Consider the following 12,647-nt stretch of genomic DNA (forward strand, 5'->3'; position numbering starts at 1 on the left):
GCCGGACGGGCTGAATAGCCCGTCCGGCGCTTGAGGACAGGGCACAGCAGCCCGTCCGGCGGTTGAGGCCGCCGACGCGCAGCGGCCCCCCACCCTTCAGACCAGCCCCGTCCCCCTCCCCAGCTCCCCCACCTCCGGTGCCGCGAAGGTCTCGTTCGGCGGCCGGGCGGCGAAATACGGGGTGAGCAGCTCATCGAGCTCGTCGGCGGTGAAGACGTCCTTGGCGGTGTCGAACCTCGCCGCGATCCTGGGTCGTTCGACGACGGCGACCATCCCCCCGTGCACCACGAAAACCTGTCCGCTGACACCCGCCGCGGCCGGTGAGGCGAGGTACCCGACCAGGGGCGAGACGTGCTCCGGGGCGAGCTTGTCGGGGGCTCCCGGTTCCGGCGAGCCGAGGCCGGCGAAGAGCTCCTCGGTCATCCGGGTCCGGGCCCGGGGGCAGATCGCGTTGACCGTGACCCCGTACTTGCGCAGCGCCTCGGCCGTCGAGGTGGTGAGGGCGACGATGCCCGCCTTGGCGGCGGCGTAGTTGGGCTGGCCGGCCGAGCCGAGCAGGAACGCCTCCGAGGAGGTGTTGACGATCCGCCCGTAGACGGGCCGTCCGGTGGCCTTGGCCCGGTCCCGCCAGTGCGCGGCGGCAAAGCGGATGAGGTTGAAGTGCCCCTTGAGGTGCACGCGGATCACGGAGTCCCACTCGTCCTCGCTCATCGAGAAGACCATCCGGTCGCGCAGGATGCCCGCGTTGTTGACGAGGACGTCGAGGGCGCCGCCGGTGTCGACGGCCAGTTGGACGAGGCCGCGGGCCTGCTCGAAGTCGGCCACGTCACCGAGGTGGGCCGTGGCCCGGCCGCCGGCCGCCCGGATCCGCGCGGCGACCTCCTCGGCGGGTGCGGCGGACGCCTCGCCGGAGCCGTCCCGGCCCGGCTGTCCGTAGTCGTTGACGATGACGTGGGCGCCGAGCCCGGCCAGTTCGAGGGCCTCGGCCGCGCCGAGGCCGCGCCCGGCGCCGGTGACGACCGCGGTTCTGCCCGCCAGGGGCTGCTGTGCCGACATCGGGGGCTCCTCCCCTATATCTCTTCCATCTCTATGCAGGTGCGCAAGGCTTCCCCGGTGCGCATCTGGTCGAGGGCGTCGTTGACGGAGGCGAGCGGGACCCGGTGGGTGATCATCCCGGCCAGGTCGACGCGTCCGGCCCGCCACAGGGCGATGGTGCGTTCGTAGGAGCGCAGCACGTCGCCGCCGCCGTACATGGACGGCAGGATCCGTTTCTCGTCGAGGAACAGCTCGAACATGCTGAGCTGGAAGTAGTCGTCCGCGGCGCCCGCCCCGACGACGCACAGGGCGCCGCCGCGCCGGGTCGCCCGGTACGCGGCGCGGGCGGTGGCGGAGGTGCCCACGACCTCGAAGGCGTAGTCGAAGCCCTCGCCGCCGGTGACCCGGGCCACGGCGTCGTCGAGGGCGTCGGGCGCGACGGCCTCGGTCGCCCCGAAGCGCAGGGCGGCCTCGCGCCGGGCCGCGACGGGGTCGACGGCGACGATCTGCGCGGCGCCCGCGACCCGGGTGCCCTGGACGGCGCCGATCCCGACGCCGCCGCAGCCGATCACCGCGACGGACGAGCCGGGTTCGACCTTCGCGGTGTTGAGGGCGGCGCCGAGGCCGGTGGTGACACCGCAGCCGATGAGCGCGGCGACGTCGTACGGCATGTCGTCCGGGACGGGCACGGCGCTGCCCGCGCCGATGACGACCTCCTCGGCGAAGGTGCCGGTGCCGGCGAAGCCGAAGAGCTCGCCGCCCGGGTGCCGGAAGCCCGCGGTGCCGCTCGCCAGGAAGCCGGCCATGCACAGGTGGGTCTGGCCGCGCCGGCACGCGGGGCAGGTGCCGCAGGAGGGCAGCCAGCGGATCAGCACCCGGTCGCCCGGGCGGACGCCGGTGACGCCGTCCCCGACGTCGGTGACCTCCCCGGCACCCTCGTGCCCGGGGACGAAGGGCGCGGGCTGCGGCAGCACCCCGGACATCGCGGAGAGATCGGAGTGGCACAGTCCGGCGGCGCGGATCCGTACCCTCACCTTGCCGGGTCCGAATCCCACGGCCTCGACGCCGTCGAGGACGTCGAGTCTGTCCTCGCCCGTCTTGTGCTGAACGACTGCGCGCATGGCGCGGCTCCCTTCAGGGGTGTCGGTGCCGGGGTGGAGGTGCCGGGGTTCGAGCTGTCGGGGCGTCAGGAATGGGTGACGAGCGTGTCGGTGAGGACGGGCGCGTCGCCGCGTTCCACCGCGGTCACGGACACCTGGATCCGGCCGGGCGCGGGGCTGCCGGGCCACATCCGCACGCGCAGGGTCTCGCCGGGGTGGACGATGCCGGCGAAGCGGGTGGTGTACGAGCGAACGCGGGTGACGTCCCCGCCGAGCGCGATGTCCACGACGGCTTTGAGGGTCATGCCGTAGGAGCACAGGCCGTGCAGGATCGGCCGCTCGAAGCCGGCGCGTGCGGCGAAGTCGGGGTCGGCGTGCAGGGGGTTCCAGTCGCCGGAGAGGCGGTAGAGGAGGGCCTGGTCCTCGCGGACGGGGCGTTCGACGGTGTGGGCGGGGGCGCCGGCGGGGGCCGGGGGGCGGGTGGTGGTGCCGCGTTCGCCGCCGAAGCCGCCCTCGCCCCGGACGTAGATCTCGCTTCCGGCGCTCCACAGCGGCCCGTCGGCGTCGGCGACGTCGGAGCGCAGCACGATGACGGCGGCCTTGCCCTTGTCGTGGACGGCGGCGACGCGTGAGGTCAGGGTGGCGGAGCCGCTGACGGGCAGGGGGCGGTGCGCCTCGACCGTCTGTCCGCCGTGCAGGACGGCGGTGAGGTCGATGTCGATGCCGGGTGCGGACAGGCCGCCGGCCAGGGCCGTGCCGCCGCCGCCCGCGACGGTGGCGAAGGTGGGCAGGACGTGCAGCCTGCTCTCCAGGGTGTAGCGGAGCTCGTCGGGGTCGGTCGCGGGGAGGCCCGCGCCGATGCCCAGGTGGTAGAGCAGGACGTCCTTGTGGTTCCAGGTGATCGGGGTGCGGCGGGGCTCGGCGGCGACCGCCTTCACTGCGTCGATGGGCATCGGGCCGGCTCCTTCGCGACGGGGTGGAGACCCCGGCCCGGCCGTCCGCACCGCCGATCGGGCCGGGGTCGTATCCGGTCGGCCGAACGCCACTAGAACGCGTTCTAGCCAACGGCCTCATATATAGCCGATCCCCGCGGGGCCCGGAAGGGCGCCGACAGCGCTCCGGCCGCTCCGCGGCCTTCGGCCGCCCGCCGGGACAAATGTCACGGCCGACCGCGGACATCCGCATCTCCCCTGCTCATAGGCGGTTTTCTATCGTTGTCCCATGAGCGACACCGCCGTGGAGAGGAAGCACCTCCAACCGCCCAACCGGTACGCCATGCTGCCGTGGCTGTTCATGGTGACCGGCCCCGCCCTGGACGTCGTCCACGGCAGGACGGCCCTGCCGTGGCTGGCGGGGGCCGGGATCCTCGCGTTCGCCGTCCTCTACGCCCTCACGATCTTCGCCGGGTTCGACACGGCCCGGAAGGACGCCTTCGCGCCGAAGGCGCAGCTGGCGGCCCTCGCGGTGCTCACCTACGCCCTCGCCCTCGGTTACGGGGGCGACTGGGTCCTCTTCTTCCCCCTGCTGTCGCTCGCCGCGGGGACCCTGCTGCGCGGGATGCGCCGCCGGCTGGGGCCGCCGATCTTCCTCCTGTCCGTCTCGGCGGCGGTCATCGCGCTGACCCGGGACGCGGCGGACGACCTGATGCTGGTCGGCTACGGCACGGCCCTGTCGGGGCTGGTGGCGGCGGCGCTGCTGTCCCTCTTCGACGCGGTCGGGCAATTGCGGGACACCCGTGAGGAGCTGGCCCGCAGCGCGGTCGAGCGGGAGCGGCTGCGCTTCTCGCGCGATCTGCACGATCTGCTCGGCCACACGATGTCGGTGATCGTCGTCAAGGCGGAGGCGGTGCGCCGCCTCGCGAAGCGCGACGTGGAGGCCGCGCTCGGGCAGGCCGCCGACATCGAGGCGGTGGGCCGGCAGGCGCTCACCGAGATCCGCGAGGCCGTCACCGGCTACCGCGAGGGCAGCCTCACCACCGAGCTGGAGCGGGCCGGTTCGCTGCTGGAAGCCTCCGCCATCGAGCCCGTCGTCACCCAGACCGGTCCGCCGCTGCCGCCGCAGACGGCGGCGCTGCTCGGCTGGGTCGTCCGCGAGGGCGTCACCAACGTCGTCCGGCACAGCGGGGCCGCGCGCTGCCGGATCGACGTGCGCGGCGAGACCGACCAAGTGCGCCTGGAGATCACCGACGACGGGCGCGGCGTAGGCTCGGCACCGGCCGGCACGGGCACGGGGGGCACGGGTCTGACGGGGCTCGCCGAACGGCTGGCCGCGGCGGGCGGGTCGCTGACCACCGGCCCCGACGGGCGCCGGGGCTTCCGGCTCGTGGCCGAACTGCCCGTGGACTCAGGAGCCGAGGAGGATCTTCGCGCATGACGAGGCTGTTGCTGGCCGAGGACCAGGGGATGATGCGCGGCGCGCTGGCGCTGCTGCTGGGCCTGGAGGAGGACATGGAGGTCGTCGCCCAGGTGGGCGACGGCGACGACATCCTGCCGGAGGCCCTGCGGACCCGGCCCGACGTGGCCCTGCTGGACATCGAACTCCCGGGCCGCAGCGGCCTCGACGCGGCGGCGGACCTGCGGGACCGGCTGCCCGGCTGCCGGGTCCTGATCCTGACGACGTTCGGGCGCCCCGGGTACCTGCGGCGGGCGATGGAGGCGGGCGCGTCCGGGTTCCTGGTCAAGGACGGGCCGGTGGAGGAGCTCGCCGCGGCGGTCCGCAAGGTGCTCGCGGGCGAGCGGGTCATCGACCCGGCCCTGGCCGCGGCGGCCCTGAGCGCGGGCCCGAACCCGCTGACGCAGCGCGAACGGGACGTGCTGGCCGCGGCAGTGGACGGGGCGACGGTGGCGGACATCGCGGCGAAGGTGCACCTGTCGCCCGCGACGGTGCGCAACTACCTGTCGGCGGCCATCGGCAAGACGCAGACCCGCAACCGGATGGAGGCGGTACGGGCGGCACGGCAGAACGGCTGGCTGTGACGGGCGGGGCCCCTGCCGGGGCGGGTGCCGAGGCGGGTGCCGAGGGCGTTGCGGTATCCGCCGGGCGGACCGCCCGCGCGGCCCCTGCCGGGCAGGGCGACACGTGACCGCCGGACGAACGGCCGCCCGCAGGGCGCGACATACCCACGGCCGTCCCCCGCACGAACCCCCGGCGCGCGGTGCGCCACCGGCGAGGACGTAGCCTGCACCAGCGCACGTGCCCACAGAAGGAGACCCGCATGGCCCCCCGACCGGAGATCGTCGCCGCCTTCGAGGCGGCCAAGGGCTTCATGCCGCTCGACGAGGGTCTCGCCCTGCACGCCGCCGCCACCCGGGCCGCCGCGCTCGGGCTGCCGCTGCTCGAAGTGGGGACGTACTGCGGCCGGTCCACCCTCCTGCTGGCCGACGTCGCGCGGGAGGCCGGGACGACGGCCGTGACCGTGGACCACCACCGCGGCAGCGAGGAGCAGCAGCCCGGCTGGGAGTACCACGACCCGTCGGTCGTGGACGCGGACCCCGGCGTCGCGCGCATGGACACCCTGCCGACGTTCCGGCGCACGCTCTACAAGGCGGGCCTGGAGGACCACGTGGTCGCGGTGGTCGGCCGGTCGCCGCAGGTCGCCGCCCTGTGGCGGGCACCGCTGGGGCTGGTGTTCATCGACGGCGGGCACACCGACGAGCACGCCACCGCCGACTACGAGGGCTGGGCTCCGCACGTCGCGCCGGACGGCCTGCTGGTGATCCACGACGTGTTCGCCGACCCGGCGGACGGCGGGCAGGCCCCGTACCGCGTGTACCGCAGGGCGCTGGAGTCCGGCGCGTTCACCGAAGTCTCGGTGATGCGCTCCCTGCACGTTCTGCAACGTACGGGCCTCGGGATCTGAATTGCGGCGCTAGCATCGCCGGGTGTCCAAAGGCAGCTTTCCCGAAATCCCCCGGCGCCCGGGCGCTCTCCGCGGCGCCCCGCTCGCCGTCTCGCTGGCGGGGGTGGCGGCCGCCGGTCTCGCGGGCTGGCTGATGTGGGACACCGGCGGCGACTCCGGCGACGGCGCGAAGCACCCGGTGGGCGCCGCGTCGGCGACGAAGGCCCCGGCGCCCTCCGCCCCGAAGCCGCCCGCGAGCCCGTCCTCCCCCGCGCCGGGGAAGCCCTCGGGCAGCCCGTCGCAGAAGCCGTCGCCGGCGGACGACGGCCCGCTCCCCGACGGCCCCCTCAAGGGCAAGGTCGTCGTCGTCGACCCCGGGCACAACATCCGTAACAGTCAGCACACCGCGGAGATCAACCGCTCCGTCGACATCGGCACGGGTCACAAGGAGTGCGACACCACCGGCACCTCCACCGACTCCGGCTACGCCGAGGCCGCGTTCAGCCTCGACGTGGCGCACCGGCTCCGGACGATCCTGCGGGCCCAGGGCGCCCAGGTGACGTTCACCCACGACGGCGACCGCCCGTACGGCCCCTGTGTGACCGAGCGGGCCGAGATCGGCAACAAGGCCCGCGCGGACGCCGCCGTGTCCATCCACGCCGACGGTTCGGCCGTCGGCAACCGCGGCTTCCATGTGATCCTGCCGGCGGCCGTGCGCGGCGGGCGCGCGGACACCGGGCCGATCGTCGGTCCGTCGAAGGAACTGGGCGCGCGGATCGCGGGGAAGTTCGTCCAGGCCACCGGCAGCGCGCCGTCCAATTACATCGGCGACAAGACCGCGCTCGACGAACGCGGTGATCTCGGCGGTCTCAATCTCTCCACCGTGCCCAAGGTATTCATCGAGTGCGGCAATATGCGCGATCCGCAAGATGCCGCGCTGCTCACCGATGGGGCATGGCGCCAGAAAGCGGCGCAAGGGATCGCGAACGGCATTACGGACTTCTTGCGGGGGTAAGTACTAGCAGGCCACAGGCGTGTCACGAGGGTGCTACGAAGGAGACGCCCCGCCCGCTCAGGCGATAGGTTCACCCGTACGATGGGGGGCCACCCCCGCGCCCCCGCATCTCGCGTACCGGCGACAGCGAAGAAACTGCTCAACACTGACAAAGGATTTTAGGTGAACATCCGCTCCCTCACTCGAGGCGACGGCGTGGTGATCGGAGCAGCGGTGTTGCTGTTCATCGCCTCGTTCCTCGACTTCTACTCGTACGACTGCCCGCAGTCGTCGATCGGCTGCCCCAAGGAGCCGAACGGCTGGAAGGCCGGGCTTTTCCCCGTCCTTCCGTCGATCTTCCTCGCCGGGATCATCGCCGCCGTTCTCATCGTCGTCTCGCGTTTCCAGCCCGAGGGCCGCAAGGTCACCGGTCTCGGTCTCGACCAGTGGGGAACCGCGCTCGCCGTCTTCGCCGCGTGGTCCTCGGTGTGGACGATCCTGGGCGGTACGGACGGGGTGTCGCCCGGTGTCGGCCAGATCCTGGGGCTGATCGCCGCGCTGGCGCTGGCCGCGGTGGCGCTGCTCACCCCGCGCACCCCGGCCCTCAAGGCCCCGCTGATGGGCGCTCCGGGCCCGCAGGCCCCCTCGCCCTACGGCGCCGGCCCGAACCCGGGCTACGGCTACCCGGGCCCGGGCGGCATGCAGCAGGGTGCCCCCGGCCCGTACGGCGCCCAGCAGCCGTTCGGTGCCCAGCCCCAGCAGCCGCAGCAGGGTCAGCCGCAGCCGGCGGACCCGAGCCTGGGCGGTGCCGCGGCGCAGGCCCCGGCCCCGCAGCAGCAGGGCTCGGCGGCCCAGCCGGCCGCTCCGGCCGGTGACTTCGCGCCGTTCTGGTTCGCGGTGCCGGTCGCCCGTCCGCTGTACGGCGAGGACGGTTCGCCGACGCCGGTCGCCGAGCTCGCGCCCGGCACCTGGTACCTCGCCGTGGACCAGCGCGGTCAGGCGCTCGTCGCCCAGACGCAGGACGGCCGCCGTGGTGTCCTGCAGGACACCACGGGCATCCAGCGCGGCTGAGGTCACGCGCCCGTTCCCTCGACGGCCCGCCGGGTTCTCCCGGCGGGCCGTCGTCTTGCCCGGCGGGCCCCGGCGGCCGTACAGTCCCGTCACCTGACGGCGCATCAGCTCGGTACGGGAGGTGCGGCATGCGGCTCGGCCTCGCGCTCGGCTACTGGGGCCGCGGCCCCGACCCCCGCCAGCTCGACCTCGTCCGGCAGGCGGAGCGGCTGGGCTACCACTCGGTGTGGACGGCCGAGTCCTGGGGCTCCGACGCCTTCACCGCCCTGACGTGGATCGCCGCGCACACCCGGCGCGTCCTGCTGGGCACGGCGGTGGCGCAGATGGCCGCCCGCACCCCGACGGCGACCGCGATGCACGCGCTCACCCTCGACCACCTCTCCGGGGGCCGGGTACTGCTCGGCCTCGGGCTCTCCGGCCCGCAGGTCGTCGAGGGCTGGTACGGGCGCCCGTTCCCCCGAAGCCCGCTGACGGCGACCCGCGAGTACGTGGACGTCGTCCGCCAGGTGCTGCGCCGCGGGGCCCCGGTGGCCCTGGAGGGCCGCTACCACCCGCACCCCTACCGGGGGCCGGACGCCACCGGGCTCGGCAAGCCGCTCAGGTCCGTCACCCATCCCCTGCGCGCCTCGCTGCCGGTGCTGCTCGGGGCCGAGGGACCGAAGAACGTCGCCCAGACGGCGCGCATCGCCGACGGGTGGCTGCCGCTGTACTGGTCACCGACGCGCACGGCGCTGCACGCGGCCGCGCTGGCCGAGGCGCCCGAGGGGTTCCTCGTCGCGCCGCTCGCGCGGGCCCGGGTCTGCGACGACGTGGCCGAGGGGCTGCGGCCGGTCAAGGCGATGCTCGGCTTCTACATCGGCGGCATGGGCCCCGCGGGCCGCAACTTCCACGCCGATCTGATGGCGCGGATGGGGTTCGAGGACGCGGCGCGGCGGGTGCGGGAGCTGTTCCTGTCGGGGCGGCGGGAGGAGGCGGTCGCGGCGGTGCCCGACGCCTTCGCCGACGAGATCTCGCTCGTCGGCCCGCGGGCGCGGATCGCGGAGCGGCTGGAGCTGTGGCGCGCGGGCCCGGTCACCGACCTGCTGGTCACCGCGCCCGACCCGGACACGCTGCGGGTCCTGGCCGAGCTCAACGCGTGAGCGCTCCGCCGGCCGTCTTCAGCCGCGGGTACGCGGTGGCCGGCCGCGCGGTTCCCCGCGCCTCTTCGGGGCGTCAAGCCCGCTTCGCCGGCTTGCCCTTCGCGAAGAGCCAGGTGTCGAAGAGCGGGCCGAGGTCCTTGCCGGAGATCTTCTCGCACAAGGCGATGAAGCGGGCCGTGTCGGCGTTGCCGTGGCGGTTCTCCGCCGTCCACGCCCGGACGACGGCGAAGAAATCGCGGTCGCCGACGGCCTTGCGGACCTGGTGCAGGACCATCGCGCCGCGGCCGTAGACCGGCGGGTCGGAGACCGTGGCGGCCGTGGGGGCGGCGGGCGGGAAGGCCCAGATGCCGGGGCTCTCGGGGTCCTTGCCGTCGTAGAAGTCGTCGAAGACGCGCTGCGCGGATCGGCCGCCCTGTTTCTCCTCCCACATCCACTCGGCGTACTGGGCGAAGCCTTCGTTCAGCCACATGTCGCGCCAGGAGCGGGGGGTGACGGAGTTCCCGAACCACTGGTGGGCGATCTCGTGCACCACGATCTTGTCGTCCGGGGCGGATTCGAAATACGGCTTGGTCTGGGTCTCCAGGGCGTAGTCGACGTACTCGTTGTGGTCGATGACCGCGCCCGCCGAGGAGAAGGGGTACGGGCCGAAGAGGCCACGGGCCCACTCGATGACCGGGGGCAGCAGCTTCGCCATGCGGGGGCCGGCCGCGGCCTCCTGGGGGTGGGTGGCGATGTAGACCGGCAGATCGCCGGCCCGGGTGGTGGTGACCTCGAACTCGTTGACGACGACGCTCGCCAGGTAGCTCGCCATGGGCTCGCCGCTGTGCCAGGTGAACGTCTCCCGGCCGCCCCGGCTCTCCTTGGCCTTCAACTCGCCGTTGGCGACGGCCGTGTACCCCTTGGGGACGGTCACCGTGAAGTCGTAGGCGGCCTTGTCGGACGGGTGGTGGTTGCCGGGGAACCAGGCCATCGAGCCCGTGGGCTGGCCGAGCCCGGCCGCGCCGCCGTCCGTCTCCACCCAGCCTTCCAGGGATTCGCCGTCCGCGTCCGTGATCTCCTTCGGCACCCCTTCGTAGACCACGACGGTCTCGAATTCCCGGCCCTTGCCGACCGTTTGTGCCGGGGTGACCGTCAGCTCGGACCCCTCCCGGGAACTGCGGGCCGGCTGCCCGTCGACGCGGACGCTACGCACCCGCATGCCCTTGAGGTCGAGGTTGAAAGCGCCCAGCTCCTGGGTGGCCCGGGCCGTGATCACCGCGGTGCCTTCGAGGTGGTTGCCCTCGGGCTCGTAGTCGAGCGTCAGGCCGTAGTGGCCGACGTCGTAGCCGCCGTTGCCCAGGCGGGGGAAGAGCGGGTCGCCGGCGCCCGCCGCGCCGGCCTTGCCGTCGTGCCCGCCCGCGCCGCCCCCGCCGGAGCAGGAGGCGACGAGCACGAGGGCCATCGCCGACAGCAGGGCCCGGCGGCGCGCCCTGCGCCCGGGGGGAGGTGCGGAGGGGACGGTCATACCCGAGATGCTCTCATTCCCGCCGGTCAGAAGCTGGCCCGCGCCAGCCAGAAGTCGAGGAGGGAGTGGTCGCCCAGGACCTCGACCCCGCCGGTGCCGACCGGGAGGCGGCGGTAGAAGACGGCCAGCAGCTCGGTGAGCGGGCCGCGCAGGGCGACGGCGGCCTTCTCGTGGGCGCGGCGCCAGACGATCTTGTCGCCGGTGAGGTCGATGAACCACTCCGCGTTCAGCTCCGGGGCGGTGTCCGTGGCGTGCAGGTGGAGGGTGCGGCCGGGGCCCAGCAACTCCTTGAACTCCGGCTTGTACTCCATGGCCAGGGGGGAGCCGAGGATCTCCAGCCATTCGTCGAGGCAGTCCGCGGCGACGTCGGGGACCACGGCGAGCGGGACGCCGGTGGTCCGCTCGGCGTCGAAGCGGTGGATCAGCGTCTCGTTGGTCATCCGGCGGGCCCAGAACGTGGCCTTCTGCTCGGTGCCGAACGTCCACACCGCGGCGTCGGGCCCGGCCTCGCGCAGCGTGCGCTCCAGGGCCAGGGCGCCCTCGCCGAGCCAGGCGTCGAAGGCGGCCGCGCCCGCGTCGAGGGCCGGATCGCCCTCGCCGGGCACCGGCAGGCCGCCGGCGTCGGCCGGGAACTCGCGCTCGGTGACCCGCAGCCGCACGAGGCCCTCGGCCTTGCGGTGGGCCTGGCCGACGTGCACGAGGAGGTGGGCCAGCGTCCACTCGGGGCACGTGGGCACGGTGGCGGAGAGGTCGGCGCCGCGCACCGCGGAGCGCAGCCGCTCGGTCTGCGCGGCGACCTCGGAACAGTATCGGTCGTAGCTGAGCTGGGTCATGAGGTCACTGTAGGAGACCCCTCTGACAATGCCGCCAATGACCGTTGCGGCCAGGGCCGTTCCGCTTCCCCGGCCGGGCCGGCCCGGGGGCGCGTCAGCCCTTCTGCACGTCCGAGTAGGAGGGCACCTTGTCGGTGACCGGCGCTCCCGCGCTGCGGCCCGCGTCCTTCACGCTGTTGAGGACGCCGTCGAAGGCACCGGCGTCGCCGTCGGTCGCCTCGCCCTTGCGGAACTTGGTGGTCAGGGCCTTGAGCGAGTCGATCCCCGCGCCGAGCGGCGCGACGGCCTTGGCGAGGGTCGGGTCGCCCTTGGCGTTGTTCACGGCTGCCTTGAGGCGGTTGTAGGTGAAGGTGCCGGCCAGGCCGGCCTTGACCAGGGCGACGGTGCGCCCCTCGGCGCCCTTCTGGAAGGCACCGTTCCGGTAGGGCTTGATGATCCACTGGTAGGCGGCGCCCGCCGCGAGCCCCGCGTTGGCGACGAACCGGGTCTTGGCGAACTTCTGCCGCTCCGCGGTCCCGGTGGGGGTGGGCCCGCCGCCGGAGGTGTTCTCCTTGTCGCCGCCGCAAGCCGTACCGGTCAGGAGGAGTCCGCAGGCCAGCGGCAGGGCGAGGAGGGCACGGCGCGACACGGGTACCTCCGGTGGGGTGGGACGTTCCGTGCCGCCAGGGTCAGGGGCGCGGGGGGCGCGCGCCATCGGGGCGGGCCGTTCGGGGGGGCTCCCCCGTCTCCCCGCCGCGCCGGACCTTCGACTGCGGGCCGTCGTTGCCGCCTTGCCGCCTGCGGCGAGCGCCCTGCGCTGACGCTGCCGCTGCCGCTACCGCCCGGAGCGTGTCCGATGGGTCCTCGGCTGCGGGCCGTCGTGGCCGCCTGCGGCGGCGGGCGCCCTGCGGGCGCGTCCTCAAGCGCCGGACGGGCTGGTTGTGGCTGAGCTCAGCCGAAAGCAGCCCGTCCGGGGGGCACCTCCCAGCGGTAGCTGGGGGAGATTGAGGACACCGCCGCGCAGCGGTGGTGCACCCACGACCGACGGCCGGCAAGGCCCTAGTGTCCTGAGTCGGAGATTCGTCTGCAGTAGGTGGCGACTTTGTCGAGGATCTCGTCGGCGGTCTTCGTCCAGACGAACGGCCTGGGATGCT

At 73.9% G+C, this 12,647-nt stretch carries 12 protein-coding genes; 6 read left to right on the forward strand and 6 right to left on the reverse strand.

Translation table 11 applies throughout. The annotated features are described in order from the left end of the window. Nucleotides 1-96 precede the first annotated feature (96 nt). From ABZ951_RS32430 to ABZ951_RS32440, 3 genes are all read right to left on the reverse strand, one after another. Nucleotides 97-1,056 carry a 3-oxoacyl-ACP reductase gene (locus ABZ951_RS32430; RefSeq protein ID WP_344097421.1) on the reverse strand — a complete coding sequence of 320 codons (960 nt, stop codon included), beginning with the start codon at nt 1,054-1,056 and terminating at the stop codon, nt 97-99. A gap of 14 nt (nt 1,057-1,070) precedes the next feature. Continuing rightward, nucleotides 1,071-2,156, reverse strand: a complete 1,086-nt coding sequence (locus ABZ951_RS32435; protein ID WP_344097423.1) for an alcohol dehydrogenase catalytic domain-containing protein — start codon at nt 2,154-2,156, stop codon at nt 1,071-1,073. A 65-nt stretch (nt 2,157-2,221) separates the two neighbouring features. Further along, nucleotides 2,222-3,088 (reverse strand): MaoC/PaaZ C-terminal domain-containing protein, encoded by an 867-nt coding sequence (locus ABZ951_RS32440; protein WP_344097425.1) that lies wholly within the window; start codon nt 3,086-3,088, stop codon nt 2,222-2,224. Between the two features lie 268 nt (nt 3,089-3,356). Here ABZ951_RS32440 and ABZ951_RS32445 point away from each other — a divergent pair, with 268 nt between their 5' ends. The 6 genes from ABZ951_RS32445 (at nt 3,357) to ABZ951_RS32470 (ending at nt 9,177) form a co-directional block, all read left to right on the forward strand. After that, nucleotides 3,357-4,508: a histidine kinase gene (locus tag ABZ951_RS32445; RefSeq protein WP_344097427.1), complete on the forward strand. Its 1,152-nt coding sequence runs from the start codon at nt 3,357-3,359 to the stop codon at nt 4,506-4,508. Next, nucleotides 4,505-5,110, forward strand: a complete 606-nt coding sequence (locus ABZ951_RS32450) for a response regulator transcription factor (RefSeq protein WP_361281561.1) — start codon at nt 4,505-4,507, stop codon at nt 5,108-5,110. The genes ABZ951_RS32445 and ABZ951_RS32450 overlap by 4 nt, the downstream gene beginning before the upstream one ends. Before the next feature lie 239 nt (nt 5,111-5,349). Further along, nucleotides 5,350-5,994: a class I SAM-dependent methyltransferase gene (locus tag ABZ951_RS32455; RefSeq protein WP_344097431.1), complete on the forward strand. Its 645-nt coding sequence runs from the start codon at nt 5,350-5,352 to the stop codon at nt 5,992-5,994. 22 nt (nt 5,995-6,016) lie between these two features. Next, nucleotides 6,017-6,988, forward strand: a complete 972-nt coding sequence (locus ABZ951_RS32460; RefSeq protein WP_344097433.1) for an N-acetylmuramoyl-L-alanine amidase — start codon at nt 6,017-6,019, stop codon at nt 6,986-6,988. Nucleotides 6,989-7,150: 162 nt separating this feature from the next. Next, a complete protein-coding gene (locus ABZ951_RS32465) occupies nt 7,151-8,038 on the forward strand; it encodes a hypothetical protein (protein WP_344097435.1) in 888 nt (295 codons plus the stop codon). A gap of 128 nt (nt 8,039-8,166) precedes the next feature. After that, on the forward strand, nt 8,167-9,177 hold the full coding sequence (locus ABZ951_RS32470) for an LLM class F420-dependent oxidoreductase (RefSeq protein ID WP_344097438.1): 1,011 nt from the start codon (nt 8,167-8,169) through the stop codon (nt 9,175-9,177). A 73-nt stretch (nt 9,178-9,250) separates the two neighbouring features. On the opposite strand, the gene ABZ951_RS32475 is transcribed toward ABZ951_RS32470, so the two are convergent. The 3 genes from ABZ951_RS32475 to ABZ951_RS32485 all read right to left on the reverse strand — a co-directional run bounded on the left by ABZ951_RS32475 (nt 9,251) and on the right by ABZ951_RS32485 (nt 12,208). Beyond that, nucleotides 9,251-10,681, reverse strand: coding sequence for a M1 family metallopeptidase (locus tag ABZ951_RS32475; RefSeq protein WP_344097440.1), 1,431 nt, complete (start codon nt 10,679-10,681; stop codon nt 9,251-9,253). Between the two features lie 26 nt (nt 10,682-10,707). Then, the gene (locus ABZ951_RS32480) at nt 10,708-11,514 is read right to left on the reverse strand and encodes a maleylpyruvate isomerase family mycothiol-dependent enzyme (protein ID WP_344097442.1); all 807 of its coding nucleotides are present in this window, start codon (nt 11,512-11,514) and stop codon (nt 10,708-10,710) included. Nucleotides 11,515-11,608: 94 nt separating this feature from the next. Then, the gene (locus ABZ951_RS32485; protein ID WP_344097444.1) at nt 11,609-12,208 is read right to left on the reverse strand and encodes a hypothetical protein; all 600 of its coding nucleotides are present in this window, start codon (nt 12,206-12,208) and stop codon (nt 11,609-11,611) included. Between the last annotated feature and the right edge of the window lie 439 nt (nt 12,209-12,647).

Origin of the sequence: Streptomyces sp. NPDC046215, assembly GCF_040646215.1 — a bacterium.
GTDB lineage: Bacteria > Actinomycetota > Actinomycetes > Streptomycetales > Streptomycetaceae > Streptomyces > Streptomyces stramineus.